This window comes from Pseudovibrio exalbescens (assembly GCF_028737195.1).
GTDB classification, from domain to species: Bacteria; Pseudomonadota; Alphaproteobacteria; order Rhizobiales; family Stappiaceae; genus Pseudovibrio; species Pseudovibrio zosterae.
The window spans coordinates 336,191-355,512 of sequence record NZ_JAQZAJ010000004.1 but is presented as its reverse complement, the minus strand read 5'-3'; the positions used below and the strand labels follow the sequence as shown (position 1 = coordinate 355,512).

The following is a 19,322-nucleotide window of genomic DNA, read 5'->3' as shown; positions in this document are numbered from 1 at the left end:
AGAGAGTTAGAGAGATCCCCATGGAACTGCAAAGCGCACTTATCCTGTTTGGCGTATTCGCCGTGCTGGTGACCTTCGGCGTGCCGATTTCCTTTGCCATCGGCTTGGCAACCGTCACCTGCATCACCGTTCTCATGTCCTTCGACCAAGCCGTGTTCGTGGTGGCACAGCGCATGGCCACCGGTCTGGACAGCTTCACCCTTCTGGCCATTCCGTTCTTCATTCTGGCCGGCAACGTCATGAACCGGGGCGGCATCGCAGCCCGCATGATCGAGCTTGCCAAGGTTCTGGGCGGCCGCCTGCCGGGCGCACTGGCCCACTGTAACGTGCTGGCCAACATGCTGTTTGGCGCCATCTCCGGTTCGGCCGTGGCATCGGCTGCTGCGGTCGGCGGCATCATGTCCCCGCTGCAGAAGAAGGAAGGCTACGACCCGGCTTATTCCGCAGCCGTCAACGCCGCCTCTTGCCCAACCGGCATGCTCATTCCGCCATCCTCCACCTTGATCGTCTACTCCCTGATCTCAGGCGGCACCTCTGTGGCCACCCTGTTTGTGGCGGGCTACATTCCCGGCATTCTCATGGGGCTGGGCGTAATGGTCGTGGCCGGCATCATTGCCGCCAAACGCGGCTATCCCATCATCCCCATGCCGCCCATGAAGGAAGTGCTCTACAAGACCCTCGACGCCATCTTGCCCCTGATGCTCATTGTCATCATCATGGGCGGCATCATCGGCGGCATCTTCACCGCAACGGAAGCCTCCGCGGTGGCCGTGGTCTACTCGCTCGTACTTGCGGTGTTCATCTACCGGGAAGTGAAAATCACCGATCTGCCAAGCGTGATCCTGGAATCGGCCATCACCTCTTCCATCGTGCTGCTGCTGATCGGCTGTTCCATCGGCATGTCCTGGGCCATGGCGTTCTCCGACATTCCTTACGCCATCGCCGATGCGCTGGCCAATGTCTCCCAGAACCCGCTGATCATCATGCTGGTCATCAACCTGTGCCTGCTGGTCATCGGCACCTTCATGGACATGACCCCAGCACTCTTGATCTTCACGCCAATCTTCCTGCCGGTGGCAACCGAGCTCGGCATGGACCCGGTCCACTTCGGCATCATGATGACCTACAACCTGTGTATCGGCATCATCACGCCGCCGGTGGGCAGCGCCCTGTTCATCTCATGCTCCGTGGGCAAGGTCGCCATCAAGGACATCATCAAGCCGATGCTCCCGTTCTACGTGGCCGTGATTTCAATCCTCATGCTCGTCACATTCGTCCCGGAAATCAGCCTGTTCCTACCACGGGTAATCCTGGGATACGGAGGGTAACCTCCCTCACTTCTAAAGAAAAACAAGAAAAAGGCCTGCTTTTTGCGGGCCTTTTTTGCATTGAAACGAAATGAACCACTTCGAGCTCAGAACGAGGCTTTCAGGCCAAACCAGAACTGCCGCCCTGTCTTGTAGGGATACTTATCGTCCGCAGTCGCATTGCCCGTGTCATCGAGAAGATTATCAATACGCGCCGTGACAACAGTCTTGCCCCATTTGTTTTCCGAGAGCGTAAACGCTGCGCCTGCATTGACGAACACGGTTGGATCGTAGTCATGGTCTACATAGACGTCATGCCTGATGGTTTCCCCATCGATCTCCAGCTCGATGTTCTCATTGCTGTCTTTTACGCCCTCGTAGCCCAGTTGCCATGCTGCAGCTGTCCAAAGGCTGAGCCGGTTTTCAAAGAACCCGCCTTGCAACCGAACAGAACCGCGGACCGGAATATCCATGTTCCCGGTGACCTCATCAAAGCCGGGACGGGTGTATGAGCTCCCCTTGTAGTAGATGTAATCGTCGTACTCGATTTCGTCGTAGTACCCCCCGCCAGTCTTGTGCGAGTCCGACCATGTTGCCGTAGCGCTCAAGCCCAGGCTTTCCAATGGTCCCCAGCTCAAATCATTCCATCCACGGGCGTATTCAACAGAGACACTGCGGTACCGGCTTTTGCCATCGTTGGTGGGATAGGTATGTTCCTTGGACGAATCCTGACTTTTGACGATCTGGTCTGCCCCCCAGCGTTGGACATAGTTTGCCCGAAGTTTACCGCCGAGCCATGGCAGATCATCATAGGTGAAGCCAAAAGCAAATTCGTCGTTGTAGGGCGTACTCAGACCAAATTGGTCGTAATTGGTATTGGCGAAGTTTTTGAAATGCTGCCAGCCGTCACCACCGTCTTCATTGCTGACGACACCGCCCTCGATTGTACGTCTGTAACCCCTAGTGTCCGGTATTTTGGCGTTTAGCGCATAGCTCAACATCGCATTGTCGTAGTAGCGGTTAAAACCAGTTGTGATGGTCAGATTATCAGTGGCGAACCAGCTGGCGCGCAAACGCGGCGCAACAGTCAGGTTTTCCAGATAGTCTTCATAGTCAAAACGCACACCCGGCCGGAACTCGAAGTCCCCAAAGGTGAGGTCCAGCTCGCTCCAAAAATCAAGTTTGGTGAGACCCACTGTGACGTCATAGGGATCTCTGACCTGCTTGTATGACAGATACCCCTTGTCGTCGTAGCAGAAGGGGTCGTTTGGATCGGAGCAGGTAAAGCTGCCGGTGCGTTGACTGGTATAAGTTGTTACGGTCTCCGGGCGCTCTCGCCGCAAGATTGTGCGAGAAAAACCACCACCGAAGTGGAAACTCTGGTTCAGAATGCGCGTTGAGACATCAAAAGACCCTCCGCCGCCATACTCATCCTGATATAGATCCCCGCCGCCGCCGTAACCACACTTGACAGTGGTCTCACTTGGCACGTCCTGACACACGTCAGACAGTTCATCCAGCACAACACCTTTGTAGCGATAGCGCGCGTCGTAATAAGTGCTTTCTTCTTCGTCCCGCCCTTTGCGCGATGTGTTGAAGAACAGCTTTGTATTGAATGTGGTTTCTGAGAAGGCCCCGATGTCATCCAACTCCTTTGTAAAGCTGAGAGAGTTGGTCGTACTGTCGCCCTTCAGAACCACGCCGTTGTAGTATGTGTTGTGGGACTCAAACTCCTGATCATAGAAATTGATCATGCTGGAGACATTGATGGTGCCGAAGTCCCGTTCAAGTTCCAGCTTGTTCAGGACACTGGTGGAGAACGTTTGTGTTTCGGCAATCTCGTCAACGTATTCGGGCTGGCGGTCTCTTGTCGTCTGCGCGCTGCGTACGGAGACAGAGGACAGGAAGTTGAAGCCTTCCAGAATGGGGCCTGAAATCGCCAGAGCGCCGTTGTACTTGCGAAAATCAATCGGATCTATATCGCGAGGGTTTTCACCGTCCTCCGTTGCCAGCTTGTAGTTGGTCAAAGGACTGCCGGAGCCCTCCGCCTCTAGAAACCCGGTCCATGTATCTGATGGAGCGAGTGTTTCCAAAGAGACAACACCCCCTTGAAAGTCGCCATACCGTGCAGAGATGTTGCTGTCTTCAACGGTAATCGATTCAACCAGCGACTGAGGCACATAAACCGTTTGAGAGTGCAGGGAGTACAGCTGATCAGGCAGAGGCGCGTATGAATCGTCAATCAAGCGATTGTTGGCTTCAGAATGCCCGCCCATACTGTTGATGCCGACCCCGTCCAAAACGAAATTGTTCTGATCAACGCCAGCTCCTGAAATGGAAAACTGCTCAGGCCGAAGGTCCTGCAGTGTACTCGCGCTTTCCCCTGAATCTTCCGAGGTGTCATCAACCCACTGCACATTGGGAAGCATGCGCAGCACGGAGTTAACGTCGCCGGAGCCATCCCCACTTGTTTTGATTTGCTCTCGTGTGAGAACAGTCTTGCCCTGAGCTGCGTCATCTCCACCACCAAGAATGCCTTCAACGGCCCCGGCACCTGTTGGCTGTGACACCACGATTTCTTCAAGAACGGTTTCTTCTGCTTCCTGTGCCAATGCTGGTGTCACCAGGGTGAGCGCCGACGTGCACAGGAGCGCTCTGACAAAGCGCCTCTGAGTTGTTGCCAACAAAATTGCCCCCGCAATATTTTGTTTGATTTTCGGATGTGGGCTGGGTGGGGGCAGCGTGCAATCACACGCAAGAGCTGCCTCTGCCTGGCTAGTTGCAACTCACTATTAATTTTAAGTAATGGATTGCAACTAAAACCTGACCTAAATCGTCATGTATTACTCAATGGAACCAGATTGGTGGAAAACTGCGGATTTGTGCCGTTGCGACACCCCGATTCCGACTTTGGGCGCTAAGCATTTACACGCACCCGATCGCTGCAAGCAGGCGAAATTGATGAGAATCGCGCAACTCTTTGACAACGCTAGGCACCATGACAGCTTTGTAAATTATTTTACACACCGCAATAAAATTCAGTATTGAGAGCGTGCTGAAATATTGGCCAGCAATTTTCGCCGGACCTCACAGTGCAATCCATTCCTTTTCAGCAAGGACGGACAAGAAAAAATGCAGCAATGCAATGGGAATTTACTAAGGAAATCCCATCAAATTCCGCGCATACAAGTAAGGGTGGCGTGCCCTTATTTTGTCTCAGTGGCTAGTCAAGCCTGAATTGTTCTCGTATAAAGCCGTTTTTAATGCCTTTATGAAGTGCAATTGCGCTTTCATCATTCCCGCGATGAAGGGCAGGACACAGCTTCCACGCGTGGAGCTGTGGTGATCCGGTTCCAATTTCAATCAGGGGGTGTTTATGTTTGTAGAGCAAACAACCGGCTGGACGAGACGCGCTGTCTTCTCTGCTGTTATCGCCATGGCCGCGATGGTTTCCTTATTCTGTACTTCCACCGTAAAGGCTGCTGACCCGCTCAAAGTGGCTGCGATCTACACAGTTCCCGTGGAACAACAATGGGTTGGGCGCATTCACCAAGCGCTCAAGGCCGCACAAGAGCGCGGCGACATTACCTACGTTTACTCTGAAAACACCGCCAATACAGACTACGAGCGCGTGATGCGTGAGTACGCTGAAGCGGGCAACCAGCTCATTGTTGGAGAGGCCTTTGCCGTGGAGCGCGCCGCCCGTGCGGTTGCAGCGGAATACCCGGAGGTTGCCTTCCTCATGGGGTCATCGTTCCCGGCGGCAGAGCCAAATTTTGCCGTGTTCGATAACTTCATCCATGAACCAAGCTATCTCACCGGTATGATTGCAGGAGCCGCCTCCAAGTCCAACAAGATCGGCATGGTCGGCGGCTTTGCCATTCCTGAGGTGAACCGCCTCATGCATGCCTTCATGGCTGGCGCGCGGGAAACCAACCCCGACGTTGAGTTCATGGTGACCTTCATCAACTCCTGGTACGATCCGCCAAAGGCCAAGGAAACCGCCTATGCCATGATCGAAAACGGTGCGGATGTCCTTTACGCAGAGCGGTTTGGCGTATCTGACGCAGCCAAGGAGAAGGGCATCTTCGCCATCGGCAACGTGATTGACACTGCCGCCGACTACCCTGGCACCATTCTGGCCTCTGCCATCTGGCACATGGAGCCGACCATCGACAAGGCCATTGCTGCGGTTAAGGACGGCTCCTTTACCGGTGAAGACTATGGCGTTTATTCCTTCATGGAATTTGGTGGCGGCAGCTTGATTGCCGACGAAACCCTTGTCGATGCCGAGACTCTTGAAGCTGTAAAGGCAAAAGAAGCGGCCATTCTCGACAAGTCGTTCACCGTCGAGATCGACGACACCGAGCCCAAGTCCACCATGTAACCGGGCCTTTCGGACTTCCAAGAGAGATGGTCGGGCGGTCTTGCCCGACTGTTTTCCGGTTCGGCTCTCCGGTTCTCGAAAGAGCCGTGTTCAGGTCAGGTGAGGGCATAATGGCGCAAGAAGATCACGAAAGGGAGATGAGTCAGAACCTGCTTCTGGCTTTGGACTCCATTACCAAGCGCTTTGGAGACCTCATTGCCAACAAGGATGTTTCGCTGGACTTGCACGCCGGTGAAATTGTGGCACTTCTGGGCGAAAATGGTGCGGGCAAGACCACGCTCATGAACATCTTGTTTGGGCACTATGTGGCAGAGGAGGGCGCAGTGCGGGTGCGCGGATGGAACGGCGACATGCACGTTCTGGAGCCCGGTGCTCCCCACGCCGCGCTGGACGCTGGCATCGGCATGGTGCATCAACACTTTACATTGGCTGAGAACCTCAGCGGGCTTGAGAACATCGTTTTGGGGACTGAAAGCCTGTGGGCGATGCGCTTTTCCCGCTCAAAGGCCCGTGCCAAGCTGGAAAGCCTGATGGAGGCCTCTGGTCTGGAGGTTGATCTGGATGTAAGGGTCTCCCGCCTCGCTGTTGGCGAGCGTCAGCGGGTTGAGATCCTGAAGGCGCTTTATCGCGACGCCCGCATTCTTGTACTCGACGAACCAACCGCAGTGCTCACGCCGCAGGAATCCGAGAGCCTGTTCGCCACCCTCAAGAAGCTGTCTTCACAGGGCCTCGGCATCATCTTCATCTCCCACAAGATGGCAGAGGTGCTGGGCCACTCAGACCGGGTTGCTGTACTGCGCAGCGGCGAAATCGTTGCAGATCTTGCCACTTCGATATGCGACAGGCAAATGCTGGCGGACCTCATGGTGGGCCACAGCGTTGAGGCCGTCCAGCGCACTCCGGGCAACCCGGGCAAGCCGCTATTGGTGCTCGACAAGGTGAGCGCGGGTGAGGGGCGCGAGGCGCTGGACCACGTCTCCCTGACGTTACGCCGCGGCGAAATCATTGGCCTCGCAGGTGTTTCCGGAAATGGCCAGTCCACATTGCAGCAGCTCATCTCCGGCCTGATACCGGCCACCAGCGGCACACTGAAATTGGAAGGCAAGCCGTTGCCGGCCAAAGCAAGCGCTGCCATCAGGCAGGGCGTTGCGCGCATTCCTGAAGATCGTCACCACGATGGCATCGTGGGCTCCATGTCCGTCGCCAGCAATCTGGTGATTGAAGAAATCCGCCGCCCCGCTTATCAGCGCTTTGGGCTGCTCCGGTACGGAGCCATCAAGCGCCGGGCAGAAGCCGCCATCAAGGCCTATGACATTCGCTGTCCGGGGGCCAAAGCCCGCGCACGCCTGCTTTCAGGCGGCAACATTCAGAAAATCGTTCTGGCCCGGACGCTGGACCAGCATCCCGCACTGGTGCTCGCAGCACAGCCGTCTCGCGGGCTTGATGTGGGGGCGACCGCAGAAGTTCACCGCCGCTTGCTGGAAGCGCGCGATAGAGGGGCTGGGGTCTTGCTCATCTCCGAAGATCTCGACGAACTGTTCCAGCTTTCCGATCGCATTGCGGTCATTCACCGTGGCCATCTTTCCGAGCCCATCCGCACGGAAGAGCTGGATAAGAGCTCCGTGGGTCTGATGATGGCAGGCCATGAGCTGAAGAAGGAGGAAGCGGCATGATCCGGTTCGAACCGCGCGAGCACGTTTCTTCCACCTATGCTTTTCTCGTGCCTGTCATTGCGGGCATCGCCGCTCTGGCCTTGGCCGCTATCCCCATTTCTGCGGCGGGGGCGGATGTTCAAGGGGCTTTCATTGCCATGGCAAAAGGCGCATTCGGCTCGCCCTTCGCCATTTCCGAGCTGCTCGCCCGCGCCACGCCCTTGATCCTCACAGGCCTTGCGGCTTCCATCGCCTTCAAGGCCAAACTCTGGAACATCGGGGCCGAGGGCCAGCTTTATGTGGGGGCTCTGGCCGCTGTCGCCGTGGGCTCAGGTGCCATCGCGGCGCCGCCCTACATCATGATCCCGCTCATCATCGCTGCTGGCATGATGGCGGGCGGCACCTTGATGCTGGTCCCGACCCTTTTGAAGACCAAGCTTGGGGCTGATGAGGTGGTCACCACATTGCTCCTGAATTTCGTGGTGCTGCTGTTTGTGCAGATGATGCTGGAGGGGCCGATGAAAGACCCCATGGGCATGGGCTGGCCTCAGTCCGAGCCCATTTCTGCAGCGGCCACTTTACCCAAGATGTTCCCGCGTCTGCGCGTTCATTGGGGCCTGGTCATCGCTCTGGTGTCGGCGCTCATCGTTTTCATCATCATGACCCGAAGCGTCTGGGGCTTTGAAATCCGCGCGACGGGAGAGAACGTCTCCGCCGCCCGGCATGCGGGCATCCCCGTCACAGCGACCTACGTCAAGGTGGGGCTTCTTTCCGGGGCCTTGGCTGGCCTTGCCGGTGTCTCGGAAGTAGCGGGCCTCAAAGGCTACCTGACCGCGGATCTGTCGCCCGGTTTTGGCTATACCGGCATCGTGGTTGCCATGCTGGCGGGCCTGTCGCCCCTCGGCGTTGTGGCTGCGGCCATCTTCATCGCCGCCGTTTTTGTGGGGGCGGACAGCATGAGCCGCGCCATGGGCGTTTCCAATTACATCGCAGATCTCATCGTGGCGCTGTCGCTGCTCTGTGTGCTGGTCTCGGGGCTGTTCGTGCGGTTCAAGGTGCGGTTCGTCAGGCCCAAGCTGCCAAAGAAAAAAGAAGCCGAGGAGTTCTGAAATGGAATACGTTGACATTCTGACCTCCGCCAGTTTCTGGGCCGCTGCCATTCGCATTGCCACACCGCTTATCTTCGGCGTTCTGGGAGCGCTCATTTGCGAGCGCGCTGGAGTGCTGAACCTTGGCATTGAGGGCATTTTCGTTGTCGGGGCCATGACCGGCTGGATGGCGGTCTGGCTTGGGGCCGATCTTTGGACCGGCGTTGCTGTTGCGGCCGGGTGCGGAGCCGTGTTTGGCCTGCTCCATGGCATTCTCACCGTGCCCCTTGGGCTGTCACAGCACGTCTCCGGCCTTGGCATCACCCTGTTTGCCACCGCCGTGAGCTACTTCACCTATCGCACGGCCTTGCCCAACGTTTCCTCACCGCCGCGCATTGAGGCCTTCCAGCCGCTGGATGTGCCGGGGCTGTCGGACCTGCCGTTCATTGGCCCGGCGCTGTTTCAGCAAACGCCCATGACGTTCCTTGCACTGGCCCTCGTGCTGGTGGTTGGATTTGTGCTTTATCGCACGCCGCTTGGGCTGGCGATCCGCGCCGTGGGAGACAACCCCGCTGCTGTGGAAGCCCAGGGGCTCTCCGTTTATGGCCTGCGCATTGGCGCTGTCATGGTGGGCTCCGCGCTTATGGCTCTGGGCGGTGCGTTCCTCACCATGTCCGCGTTTGATGCTTTCTTCTTCGGCATGATCAATGGGCGCGGCTGGATCTGCATCGCGCTGGTGGTGTTTGCATCGTGGCGGCCCGGCAAGGCGCTACTGGGAGCGGTGCTGTTTGGTGCCTTTGACGCCTTTCAAATCCGCCTGCAAAACGAAGTTGGCGGTGCCATTCCCTCGCAGATCTTCCTCATGATCCCCTATGTGCTCTCCATCGTGGCGCTGGTGATCGTTGCCCGCAAGGCTGACTATCCGAGGGCGCTTTTGCAACCTTACTTCCGGGGGCAGCGCTAGCCCGAAGGCGCGCCCCATTACTCAAGATTACTCGTGACGACAGGCAGACCTCATGTCTCTGGATCTACTGGTTAAAAACGCAACACTCACCACCGGTGAAACCGGCATGGACATCGCCGTCAGTGGCGGCAAGATCACCGCCATCGAGCGCGGCATAACGGCAGAAGCCGGTGAGGTGCTGGACGCACAGGGCTATCTGGTCAGCCCGCCGTTTGTGGACAGCCACTTCCATATGGACGCAACGCTTTCCCTCGGCCTGCCACGCATGAACGAAAGCGGCACCTTGCTCGAAGGCATCAGCTTGTGGGCTGAACTGAAGCCGCTTCTCACCGTAGACGCAGTTGTCGAGCGGGCATTAAAATACTGCGATCTTGCGGTGTCTCAAGGCCTTTTGGCCATCCGCAGCCACGTGGACATTTGCGATGATCGGCTTCTGGGCGTGGAAGCGCTTCTTGAGGTGAAAAAGAAAGTCGCCCCCTACATCGATCTTCAGCTGGTCGCGTTCCCTCAGGACGGCTACTACCGCTTCCCCACTTCCCAAGAAAACATGAAGCGCGCGCTGGATAGGGGCATGGATGTGGTCGGCGGCATCCCGCACTTTGAGCGGACCATGGAAGATGGCAAGCGCTCGGTTCGGGCGCTGTGCGAGCTGGCAGCAGATCGGGGCCTGATGGTGGACATGCACTGCGACGAGACCGATGATCCCCTGTCCCGTCACGTGGAAGCGCTGGCCTATGAGACCCAAAGACTTGGCCTTCAGGGCAGAGTGGCAGGGTCGCACCTCACTTCCATGCACTCAATGGACAACTACTACGTCTCCAAGCTGCTGCCGCTCATGGCAGAAGCGGGGGTCTCTGCCATTGCCAACCCGCTCATCAACATTGTGCTTCAGGGGCGTCACGACACGTACCCCAAGCGCCGGGGCCAGACCCGTGTGCCGGAACTGCGCGCGCACCACATCAACGTGGCGTTCGGCCATGACTGCGTGATGGACCCTTGGTATTCCCTCGGCAATGCGGACATGTTGGAAGTGGCGAGCATGGGGCTGCATGTGGCTCAGCTTACCAGCCGTAATGACATGCGCTACTGCTTCGATGCGGTCACCAAGAACCCGGCCGGGATCATGCAGCTGGAAGGATACGGTGTTGAGCGCGGCTGCAATGCGGACTTCGTGCTGCTGCAGGCACGGGACACCATTGAGGCCCTGCGTCTCAAAGCCGCCCGTTTGGCCGTTGTCCGCCGAGGCAAGGTCATTGCCCGAAGCGAACCACGCACCACACATCTTTCAATCGAGGGCCGCCCCGCAAATGTGAACCCTGCGGACTACCAGCCCAAAGACGCATGACGCGCTGAGAGCAGCCCTCCCACCGGACCAGGTCTCGGCTTGAAAGCTGAGGCCGGGTGAGGCGGGGGGGGGCTGACCGGTCCTCACAAAAGGTGAGGGGTATGCTCAGAATATACAATTGGACCTTGTGGGACTCAGCGGGCATGGTCCTGCCCATGACAGATACAACGCTTTCCCCAAAGAGCGATGCCTCGCCAGCCAGCCGCAGCAATGCCCCAGCCACCCAGGTCGCTCTCTCCACCTTTTCCGCAGCACAAAAGGTGCAGCTTTCCATCATTATTGTAGCGAGTGCAGGCGTCGGCTTGCTGACCGCCTCTGCTTTGACCCCATCCATGGCGGCGGCTTGCGCACTGGTCGTGTTCTGCATTGGCATGTGGGCGACTGCCGTCGTCCCTCTGCACTGGACGTCCCTGCTGTTCTTCCTGATTGTGGTTGTGTTTCAGATTGCCCCGGCACAGACGGTGTTCTCCGGTTTCGGCTCTTCAACATTCTGGCTGCTGTTTGCCAGCCTGGTTCTGAATGCCTCCATCCGCTTTACCGGACTCGATCAACGCGCAGCAGTGCTGATTGCACGGCTCCTTGGAAGCTCCTATCGCGGCGTTTTAGGCGGCGTCATCGTGTTTGCCTTGGCGCTCAGTTTTGTCATTCCATCCGCCATTGGCCGCATCGTCATCATGGTGCCCATCATCATCACGCTGGCCGGACGCATGGGGTACGGTGAAGGCTCTAACGGCCGCACGGGCATGGTGCTCGCAGCTTCCTTTGCCACCTTCATGCCAGCACTCACCATTTTGCCTGCAAACGTGCCGAACCTCATCCTGTCCAGCATGGCGGAGACGCTCTACGGCCACCAGATTTCCTATGCAGACTATCTGCTGCTGCACTTCCCCATTCTTGGTGCGCTGAAAGCTGTTCTCATGCTTTTTGTGATTGCCTGGCTGTTTCCGGATCAAGACCCAACCCACAGCGCCAAAACCGATGGCCCGGCCGCGCCGCTTTCCGGTCACGAACGCCACCTATTGGCCGTTCTTGCTCTTTGCCTTGGGCTCTGGCTGACGGACAGCATTCACCATGTGTCACCGGGCTGGGTTGCCATGGGCGCTGCAATCTACTGCCTGCTGCCCCAAACAAACCTTGCCGCCAAAGACTGCTTTGAAAAGCTGAACTATGCCTCCCTGTTCTTTGTCGTTGGGTTCATCGGCCTTGGCTCTGTTATCTCCGAAACGGGACTGGGGGAGGTCTTCGTACACTCCATCTCAGCCTACGCTTCGTTTGACCAAAGCGCACAACTGTGGAATGTGAGCGTGCTCACGGGCATCTCGTCGCTTGTCGCCCTTGTCACCAACCTGCCGGGCGTTCCTGCTGTCATGACACCCATGGCGCAAGACCTTGCGGCCCTGACCGGACTTCCCCTCTCCACCGTACTGATGACGCAGGTCTTGGCGTTCTCCAATGTGTTCTTGCCCTATCAGGCACCGCCACTGGTAGCCGCCATGCAGATTGGCAACCTGACCATTGGAGCCGTGACCAAGGTGTGTCTCACCCTGTTCTTTCTTGGGGCGTTTATCCTCTGGCCGCTTGATCTGCTCTGGTGGCATCTGCTTGGCTTGGTCTAAACTGCAAGGCAACCATCCAGAGCGCGATGGCAACCGGAAAGATCTCTGATGGAAATCTATCAGCTGAAGACATTTGTGAGTGTGGCGCGGGAGGGCAGCATCACCCGCGCCTCAGAAAAGCTCAACCTGAGCCAACCTGCCGTCAGCGCGCACATCAAGGCCATTGAAGAAACACTGGGCCTTGAGGTCTTTGAACGCACCGCCCGCGGGATGGTGCTCACCAACGCGGGCGCACGTCTTCTCATCAAGGCCGAAGCCACTTTGAGTGTCCATCAGGATCTCATCGCAGAAGCCTCCCGCATCAAGGGAAGCATCACCGGCAAGCTCCGCATCGGAGCAGGGGATGTGTCCAACGCCGAGGCGGTTGGCCGCTTGCTGACCCAGTTGGCGCAGCGCTGCCCCGAAGTTGAAGTGGAGCTGCAACACGGCTTTGGTCCTTCGGTGCTAAATGGGATCAAGGATGGGTCGCTGGATGCAGGCATCTTTAACCGCTCCCACGCCGATGATCCTGACCTGACCACCGTGGAAATGTCCCACTTCAATGTGTATCTTGCCGCGCCGAAGGGGTCGGGCTTCACACCGGGCGAGCCGGATTGGGCCCGTCTTGCAGACATGCAGTGGATCTGCCCGGCCAGCAACACCTGCTGTGGCCGCACGGCGGAAAACCTGTTTGCTACCCATAACATCCAGCCCAAACGCATCATCAGCATCGACCGGGAAAGCGTAACCCGAACCCTTGTTGCAGGCGGGGTCGGCGTTGGGCTCTTGCATGCCGACACGGCCAAAGAAGCCGAAGAAAATGGCGAAGTGGAGCTTGTCTATCAAACCCCAACCCACGTTCGGGTCCTGTTCGCCCATCTCAAGAGCCGTCATAACGATCCGCTCCTCCAGATTGCACGGGGTTTGGCGCAAGACAGTGCCCACGCGCCTGCTGCTGGAAAAGCAGAGCCTTACTGAAAAGCCTCTTGGCAGCTGTTCAATGCTCAGAGTTTGGCGATCTCGCGCTGCAGATCGTCAAAGTGCTCATCAAGGTAAAACTGGAACCACACCGCGAACTCATCGCGAGAACTGGCCAGCTCTTGCCGAACTTGCGCGAGGGACACACTGCGGACCCTTTCCACCTCGGAAGGAACAGGCGAAGGGGCCTCATCGGTCTTGCAAAAGAACACATGCACCAGCTCGTGTTCAGTCAACCCGTTCCCGCAATCGGCTTTGTACAGCGTTGAAAATCCATGGGTCAGCGGGGCTTCAAACCCCAGCTCTGCGCGCATGCGCCGGCGAGCGGCCGCTTCCAACGGTTCGCCGGGGCGCGGATGGCCGCACGCCGTGTTCGCCCATTTTCCGGCGCTATGGTATTTGGCAGCGGCGCGCTTTTGGATAATCAGCTCACCCGCGCTGGTTACTGCAAACACAGAGACGGCCCTGTGCAGCCTTGCATCCAGATGCACCTCCAGCTTGCCTGCCGTACCGATTGCCTCGTCGTTTTCGTCAACGAGAATAACCGTCTCCTTGTCATCAGGCAGGGTGTCTGGGTGCATGGTCATTTTTGTCTTTCATGGCGTGATCTGTTGCGGTCGTAAACCACGGAATCGTCCAGAAACGCAAGCTTTACCTTCCGGCGGGGCTCATGCTTCCTTCAAGATGCCGTCCTTCAGGTGCAGCCGCCGGGTTGCAAGCTGGTCACGAAAGCCAGCGTTGTGGGAGATAACGATCATGGCCTGCGGCAACCCCAGCAGGATCTCAAGGAGCCGCGCCTCGTTGGCCTCATCCAGATCATTGGTGGGCTCATCAAGAAGCAGCACCTCCGGTTTCATGGCAAGAACGGAGGCGAGGGCAACCAATCGCTTCTCACCGCCGGAGAGCTTGTAGGTGATGGCATCGCGCAAGTGCGACAGGTGCAGATTGCTAAGGATTTCTTCTGCAATGGCAACGGCTTCAGCCTTGGAAGCCCCAAGGTTCAGCGGACCAAAGGCGATGTCTTCAAGAACGGTGGGGCAGAACAACTGGTCATCCGGGTCTTGAAACATGTAGCCCGCCTTGCAGCGCACCTCATGAAAATCTGCCTCCTCCCGTCGCTCCCGTCCAAAGGCAGTTATGGTGCCGCCCTGCGGATGGTGAAGCCCCACAAGGAGCCGCAAAAGGGTGCTTTTTCCCGCCCCGTTAGCCCCGATGAGCGCCAGCCTTTCGCCGGGTGCCAGCGTCAGGCTGGTGCCATTGAGCACAGGCGCGCGGCCGGAATAGGCAAACCGCAGGTCTTTCAGATCAAACAGCAGAGCCACTGAAAACCTCCAGACCAATCAACACCACAAGAGCGCCGGAAAAAACGAGAGCAAAGGTAAAGTCGGCCTTGGAGTAGCGCAGATCATCCAAAAGGTAGAGCCTGCCATCAAACCCTCGGCACTTCATGGCATCAAGGATACGCTCCGAGCGATCAACGGCCCGCACCAGCAACATGCCCACCAGATACCCGAATGACCGGTAGGTGTGCAGAGTGTTTTTGGGCGTGAAGCCGCGCATCTTCATGGCAGCGCGCAGCCGGGTGTATTCCTCCTGCAATACGCTGATGTAGCGCACGGTGAAAAGCATGAGATGTACAAGTGTTTCCGGTGCTCTGAGCCGCGCGAGTGCATGGCCAAGCTGCCCTGGCTCCAGTGTCCCGACAAGCACCAATACCATGAGAATGATGGCGTTGGCCGTCAGGCCGATCTCAACCGCCTTCCAGATGCCGGTCGTGGACGCGTCGAACCCGAACAGGGTAAAGGCCGCCGGTCCCGCCGTGGTGAACGGCAGCAGCACCAGCATGAAGATGATGAAACCATCCATGGCGGCCATGCGGCGCAAGGTCTTGCCAATGGGCAGCCCCTGCACCAGCATGAGCGTAGCGGGCACGGCCAGAGCGACGGCAAGTGCCAGCGGGCTGGAGAGCGCCACAACACAAACAGCAAACACCAGAACACAGATCACCCGCGTACGCGGATCAAGCCGCTGCAGAAGACGCGATTCAGCGGTCGCGGTGTTCAACGTTGCCCGTTCGCTGCCAGCCAGATGGCCCATTCAGGTTGTCTCCTTCAGCTTCCGCCGGGCGGCGATGTAAAAGCCAACGCCAAAAATCCCGAGGATGTAGCCAATGCCGCCCAGAACGGTCTGGAGGTCGGTCTTTTCCTTGTAGGCGATCAACTCTCGCTGCAATGGGCGCACTTCCTTGCGCACCGCCTCAGCAATCATTTTGCGCTGTGCCTCTTCAAAGGCGGCCAGATCAAACGAAGGCTGAGCTGTAAACGCGGTTTGTTCCGCCGCAGGGCTTGCAGCAGGGGCAACTTCCGCACCTGAAGGAGAGGCCGTGGTATCACTGGCCAGACCTGGCTTTTCGGCCCAGGAGAGCGCATTTGAGCCGCCCCGGTCAAAAGGCACGTCGTCTGCCGGTAGCTCCGCCTGCGCAACATGGCCCTGTCCAAGATTTGCCTTGAAGATGTGGGGCACCTTGGCGGTTGGCACATAGGTGAAGAAACCTTCCTCATCCGTTGTGGTTTCGCCAAGCTTCGTGCCGTTGTCGTCAAAGACTTCCACCAGCGCTCCAGCGGCCATATCGCCATTTGAAAAACCCACTTCCCCTTCAATGGCCGAGCCGCTGACGAAAACGGAAGTGATGACCTTGTGCGCCTCGGCGGGCGTTGAATGCCAACTCAGGCAGGCGAACAGCACGAAGACTGCGGTTGCAAAGTGTTTCATATTGCCTTTCCCGGTGTCAGAGCGCCGAAAAGCTCCGGCTTCACCTTGGTTGCAAGATACACCGCCATGCCCGTCAGAACAGCTTCCACGGCAATCACCGGGATGTGGGCGAAGAACACCAGCTTTGCCGCTGGAATGAACGCCTCTCCCGAAAGGGCCAGAGACGCCCCCACCAGCACGGTAGTGAAGGCAATGGCAAGCCCCCCCGCCAGCCCGCCCCAAAGCGATGCGACGAAAGGCGAGCCGCGCACCACGCCCGGTCGGCAGAGGACGCCAGCCAGTACCGCGGCAAGGGCGATGTTGGTGGTGTTGACGCCCAATACGGTGAGCCCGCCAAAGCCAAAAAACACGGCCTGCAAGAGGAGCCCAACGAACAGGGCGGGAAATGCCGCCCAGCCCAGAACAAGCCCGGCGAGCCCGTTCAGGATCAGGTGCACACTGGTGGGTCCCAGAGGGACATGAATGAGCGAGGCGACAAAGAAGCAGGCGGACAGAACGCCCGCTGCGGGTATCCGCTCCAGCGGAAGTTTCTTGAGGCCCACGGCCACGCCGCCAGCGGCGATCAGTGCCCCGCCGATGACGACGGGGCTGGAGAGGGCACCATCAACGATGTGCATGGGCCGTTTCCTTGAACAGGTTGAGAGCGTTGGGTTCAATCCATGGCATAGGCACGCACCCAGATTACCGCATCCTGCGAAAGCTCTTTGCCCTCATGCACTTTGTCCGGACCAGTACCAAGCGCGGCGAAGCCCCAGAACCCGGCCTTGGGCACACCAAAGGTAAAGGTGCCATTGGCATCGGTCACCGCGACCAGAGAGCCCCCCGGCAAAGGAGAAGCCGTTGCTTCCGAAGCGCGGTTGTTCTCCATGTCGGGCTCTGCGGCCATGTACTCAATCTCGATTTCGGCACCGGCCACCGGCTTGCCATCAGACAGCACCTTGCCGCTGAAAGTGGAGCCCGCCACGATGTTGGTGGGCCGGTTCAGCGGAATGATCTCCGTTTTCAGCCCTTGCGGTTCCATCCAATCGGTCGGCACCTCACTACGGTTGAAGTAAGACTTGGTGATCTGCTGAATGAAGATGTCTTCGCTGGCCTCAAAGTAGGGGGCAGGTTCCACCACCACCACATAGTCGCCAGAGCGCTTGACCGGCAGCGTTGCCTCGAAGGCCGAACCGGCATTTTCTGAACCTTGAAACGAAATGGGCTTCAAGCTGCCCATAAGATCAATCTTTTTGCCACGGTTGATGGCATAGACCGCTTGCGGCGTTTCCATATCCATCACATGGCCGTTTTCGAAGGGATGCCAGAACACCAGCTTCAGCGGCAGGTCTCCTGACTCTTGCAGGTTCACTTCAGGCGAATAGGCGAGCTGAAAGTGGGCCTGTGCGGGCAGGGAAGCCAAAATGGCGGTTGCAGCAAGGGCGGAAAGCCCAAGTTTTTTAAAAGACATAGGTATCGTCTCTCCATAAGTCCGGCAGCGCCGGGTGCTAGGAAAGGACGAAGGGGGAACGGCAAAGAAAGAGAATACGGCTCAAATCTTTGGGCCTGCAGCTCATTTCCGCGCCAGACGCTCACCCCGGCGTCCGGTTGGATCCAAGGGCTTGCCCCTTGGCGATCAACGGCAGGTCTCCTGGCTTGCGGGTCGTTGCGAATTGGCTTTCCTTCCCGGAAGAAACTCCTTCCAGTGGTCTCTCAAGCCTCGCTCGCCGCTTACAGTTGCGGGGGCAGCCACGGATTTGGTCCCTGATGGGTACGCCGCACCGTGTTCCCTTTTAATCCCAGTAACGCATGTTCCTGAGAACCAATTGACGGGCGCAAAGGTGCCCCGACTTCAACTCAAAAGTCAATCGCTTCTAACGTGGGGGCGTGGGCAGCCCCGCCTCACATCCGATGTGGCCAATGCGGGTGCAGGTCATCAATTACATAGGCATGGCGGTGGGTACGCCCAAATCGGCGATCGCCCTGCGAAAGGTGCGGATCATCCCTCGACATTTCCGGGTGAGAATGCACCAGAGCTTCGCGGTCGGAAGCAGGCCAGAGCCACAGGCTCAAAATCAACCCCAGCCAACACAGCGCCGCCAGAACAACGAATGTCGGCCCCAAGCCAATGCCAGCGCCCAACCATCCGGCAAGCGGATAGGTCAACAGCCAACAGGCGTGGCTCAGGGCAAATTGCGCGGCAAACAGTGCGGGGCGGTCCGCACTGTGCGAAGACCGCTTCAAAACCCGGCCCGACGGTGTTTGCGCCGCGCCATATCCAAGCCCCATCAACGCCCAAAGCACCAGAAGTGTCTCATAGCCGGTTGTGAAGGTGCCCACAGACATGAGCACCGCCATGAGCGCAGCGCCCGCCTGCATGACAACACGGTCTGGCACCTGCTCCAGTACAGCTGGCAACACCAACGCTGCCACCATGGAGCCACCGCCAAAGCAGGCCAGCGCGATGGCTACATCACCCGGTTGCAGGCCGTAGGACCCTTGAACCAACACCACCGTATTGACGATCACCATGGCCCCGCCTGCTGCAACGCTCAGATAGATTGCCAGCATTCCGCGCAGCCGCGGTGTGCGCAGATAAATGTTGAGGCCAGATGTGAGCCGCTTACCGAAGGGCGCAGCGCCCTTGGCCCTGGGTGAAGGCAACACGACGCTGAGCACCAACAACGCAGAGGCAAGGAAGCCAATTGAAGTGCCCCAGAACAGGCTCTGGTAACTGGTCACCAGCAAGATAACAGCGGCAACAGAGGGCGTCAGAAGGTTCTCAAGGTCGTAGGCCAGTCGGGACAGGGAGAGCGCGTTGGTGTAGGTCTTTTCGTCCGGCAGAACCTCTGGAATGGTGGCCTGAAAAGTGGGCGTGAACGCAGCAGAAGCGGCTTGCATGATGAAAATCAGCAGGTAGATCTGCCAGATCTCCGTCACAAATGGCAGCAGCAACGCCACACTTGCGCGCACCAGCCCAAGCGCGACCAACACCGCCCGGCGGGGCAGGCGTTCGGTAAACACAGCGCTCAGTGGCGCAAGCCCCACATACGCCACCATCTTGATGGTGAAGGCCGTTCCCAACACCAGCCCAGCCTCTTCTCCCGCCAGATCGAACGCGAGCAACGACAACGCGACCGTGGCAAGGCCAGTGCCAAACAGCGCGATCACTTGAGCCGCGAAAAGATACCGGTAACGCCGGTCAGCAAGAGGTAGGAGAAGCTCCATCGGGTGCCTTTTTGCGCCTGTGCTCTT

At 58.2% G+C, this 19,322-nt stretch carries 16 protein-coding genes and 1 riboswitch; of the genes, 8 read left to right on the top strand and 8 right to left on the bottom strand.

The window, feature by feature from the left end; translation table 11 throughout:
• Positions 1 to 20: 20 nt before the first annotated feature.
• Entirely contained in the window at positions 21 to 1,328 is a 1,308-nt protein-coding gene (locus PUV47_RS13940) for a TRAP transporter large permease (protein ID WP_274218938.1), read from the top strand.
• An 86-nt stretch (positions 1,329 to 1,414) separates the two neighbouring features.
• On the opposite strand, the gene PUV47_RS13935 is transcribed toward PUV47_RS13940, so the two are convergent.
• Entirely contained in the window at positions 1,415 to 3,931 is a 2,517-nt protein-coding gene (locus tag PUV47_RS13935; protein ID WP_274219183.1) for a TonB-dependent receptor plug domain-containing protein, read from the bottom strand.
• 812 nt (positions 3,932 to 4,743) lie between these two features.
• Here PUV47_RS13935 and PUV47_RS13930 point away from each other — a divergent pair.
• The 7 genes from PUV47_RS13930 to PUV47_RS13900 all read left to right on the top strand — a co-directional run bounded on the left by PUV47_RS13930 (position 4,744) and on the right by PUV47_RS13900 (position 13,316).
• On the top strand, positions 4,744 to 5,694 hold the full coding sequence (locus tag PUV47_RS13930; RefSeq protein WP_274219234.1) for a BMP family protein: 951 nt from the start codon (positions 4,744 to 4,746) through the stop codon (positions 5,692 to 5,694).
• Between the two features lie 137 nt (positions 5,695 to 5,831).
• Positions 5,832 to 7,367: an ABC transporter ATP-binding protein gene (locus PUV47_RS13925; RefSeq protein WP_274219182.1), complete on the top strand. Its 1,536-nt coding sequence runs from the start codon at positions 5,832 to 5,834 to the stop codon at positions 7,365 to 7,367.
• The gene (locus PUV47_RS13920) at positions 7,364 to 8,455 is read left to right on the top strand and encodes an ABC transporter permease (RefSeq protein ID WP_274219181.1); all 1,092 of its coding nucleotides are present in this window, start codon (positions 7,364 to 7,366) and stop codon (positions 8,453 to 8,455) included. Before PUV47_RS13925 ends, PUV47_RS13920 begins: the two co-directional genes overlap by 4 nt.
• 1 nt (position 8,456) lies before the next feature.
• Positions 8,457 to 9,398, top strand: coding sequence for an ABC transporter permease (locus PUV47_RS13915; RefSeq protein WP_274219180.1), 942 nt, complete (start codon positions 8,457 to 8,459; stop codon positions 9,396 to 9,398).
• Between the two features lie 52 nt (positions 9,399 to 9,450).
• Complete coding sequence (locus PUV47_RS13910; protein ID WP_274219179.1) at positions 9,451 to 10,743, top strand: amidohydrolase family protein; 1,293 nt, start codon at positions 9,451 to 9,453, stop codon at positions 10,741 to 10,743.
• A gap of 155 nt (positions 10,744 to 10,898) precedes the next feature.
• A complete protein-coding gene (locus tag PUV47_RS13905; RefSeq protein ID WP_274219178.1) occupies positions 10,899 to 12,359 on the top strand; it encodes an SLC13 family permease in 1,461 nt (486 codons plus the stop codon).
• 48 nt (positions 12,360 to 12,407) lie between these two features.
• A complete protein-coding gene (locus tag PUV47_RS13900) occupies positions 12,408 to 13,316 on the top strand; it encodes a LysR family transcriptional regulator (protein ID WP_274219177.1) in 909 nt (302 codons plus the stop codon).
• Positions 13,317 to 13,342: 26 nt separating this feature from the next.
• Here PUV47_RS13900 and idi read toward each other — a convergent pair whose 3' ends face one another.
• The 7 genes from idi to PUV47_RS13865 all read right to left on the bottom strand — a co-directional run bounded on the left by idi (position 13,343) and on the right by PUV47_RS13865 (position 19,295).
• On the bottom strand, positions 13,343 to 13,903 hold the full coding sequence (idi, locus tag PUV47_RS13895) for an isopentenyl-diphosphate Delta-isomerase (RefSeq protein ID WP_274219176.1): 561 nt from the start codon (positions 13,901 to 13,903) through the stop codon (positions 13,343 to 13,345).
• Between the two features lie 81 nt (positions 13,904 to 13,984).
• Positions 13,985 to 14,638 carry an energy-coupling factor ABC transporter ATP-binding protein gene (locus PUV47_RS13890; protein ID WP_274219175.1) on the bottom strand — a complete coding sequence of 218 codons (654 nt, stop codon included), beginning with the start codon at positions 14,636 to 14,638 and terminating at the stop codon, positions 13,985 to 13,987.
• Entirely contained in the window at positions 14,622 to 15,413 is a 792-nt protein-coding gene (gene cbiQ, locus PUV47_RS13885) for a cobalt ECF transporter T component CbiQ (RefSeq protein WP_274219174.1), read from the bottom strand. Before cbiQ ends, PUV47_RS13890 begins: the two co-directional genes overlap by 17 nt.
• Positions 15,414 to 16,088 carry a cobalt ABC transporter permease gene (locus PUV47_RS13880; RefSeq protein WP_274219173.1) on the bottom strand — a complete coding sequence of 225 codons (675 nt, stop codon included), beginning with the start codon at positions 16,086 to 16,088 and terminating at the stop codon, positions 15,414 to 15,416. It abuts the gene before it with no gap.
• Positions 16,085 to 16,705 carry a cobalt transporter CbiM gene (gene cbiM, locus PUV47_RS13875; RefSeq protein ID WP_274219172.1) on the bottom strand — a complete coding sequence of 207 codons (621 nt, stop codon included), beginning with the start codon at positions 16,703 to 16,705 and terminating at the stop codon, positions 16,085 to 16,087. Before cbiM ends, PUV47_RS13880 begins: the two co-directional genes overlap by 4 nt.
• Before the next feature lie 35 nt (positions 16,706 to 16,740).
• Positions 16,741 to 17,538 carry a DUF4198 domain-containing protein gene (locus PUV47_RS13870; protein WP_274219171.1) on the bottom strand — a complete coding sequence of 266 codons (798 nt, stop codon included), beginning with the start codon at positions 17,536 to 17,538 and terminating at the stop codon, positions 16,741 to 16,743.
• Between the two features lie 153 nt (positions 17,539 to 17,691).
• Positions 17,692 to 17,910: riboswitch (cobalamin riboswitch) on the bottom strand.
• A gap of 59 nt (positions 17,911 to 17,969) precedes the next feature.
• Positions 17,970 to 19,295 carry an MFS transporter gene (locus PUV47_RS13865; RefSeq protein ID WP_274219170.1) on the bottom strand — a complete coding sequence of 442 codons (1,326 nt, stop codon included), beginning with the start codon at positions 19,293 to 19,295 and terminating at the stop codon, positions 17,970 to 17,972.
• Between the last annotated feature and the right edge of the window lie 27 nt (positions 19,296 to 19,322).

What these genes read in the sequence shown, in the direction of transcription:
- PUV47_RS13870 (WP_274219171.1), bottom strand. Translation starts at nt 17,538, where the DNA reads ATGTCTTTTAAAAAACTTGGGCTTTCCGCCCTTGCTGCAACCGCCATT.
- PUV47_RS13925 (WP_274219182.1), top strand. Translation starts at nt 5,832, where the DNA reads ATGAGTCAGAACCTGCTTCTGGCTTTGGACTCCATTACCAAGCGCTTT.
- idi (WP_274219176.1), bottom strand. Translation starts at nt 13,903, where the DNA reads ATGACCATGCACCCAGACACCCTGCCTGATGACAAGGAGACGGTTATT.
- PUV47_RS13920 (WP_274219181.1), top strand. Translation starts at nt 7,364, where the DNA reads ATGATCCGGTTCGAACCGCGCGAGCACGTTTCTTCCACCTATGCTTTT.
- PUV47_RS13900 (WP_274219177.1), top strand. Translation starts at nt 12,408, where the DNA reads ATGGAAATCTATCAGCTGAAGACATTTGTGAGTGTGGCGCGGGAGGGC.
- PUV47_RS13905 (WP_274219178.1), top strand. Translation starts at nt 10,899, where the DNA reads ATGACAGATACAACGCTTTCCCCAAAGAGCGATGCCTCGCCAGCCAGC.
- PUV47_RS13940 (WP_274218938.1), top strand. Translation starts at nt 21, where the DNA reads ATGGAACTGCAAAGCGCACTTATCCTGTTTGGCGTATTCGCCGTGCTG.
- cbiM (WP_274219172.1), bottom strand. Translation starts at nt 16,705, where the DNA reads ATGCACATCGTTGATGGTGCCCTCTCCAGCCCCGTCGTCATCGGCGGG.
- cbiQ (WP_274219174.1), bottom strand. Translation starts at nt 15,413, where the DNA reads ATGGGCCATCTGGCTGGCAGCGAACGGGCAACGTTGAACACCGCGACC.
- PUV47_RS13915 (WP_274219180.1), top strand. Translation starts at nt 8,457, where the DNA reads ATGGAATACGTTGACATTCTGACCTCCGCCAGTTTCTGGGCCGCTGCC.
- PUV47_RS13880 (WP_274219173.1), bottom strand. Translation starts at nt 16,088, where the DNA reads ATGAAACACTTTGCAACCGCAGTCTTCGTGCTGTTCGCCTGCCTGAGT.
- PUV47_RS13865 (WP_274219170.1), bottom strand. Translation starts at nt 19,295, where the DNA reads ATGGAGCTTCTCCTACCTCTTGCTGACCGGCGTTACCGGTATCTTTTC.
- PUV47_RS13930 (WP_274219234.1), top strand. Translation starts at nt 4,744, where the DNA reads ATGGCCGCGATGGTTTCCTTATTCTGTACTTCCACCGTAAAGGCTGCT.
- PUV47_RS13910 (WP_274219179.1), top strand. Translation starts at nt 9,451, where the DNA reads ATGTCTCTGGATCTACTGGTTAAAAACGCAACACTCACCACCGGTGAA.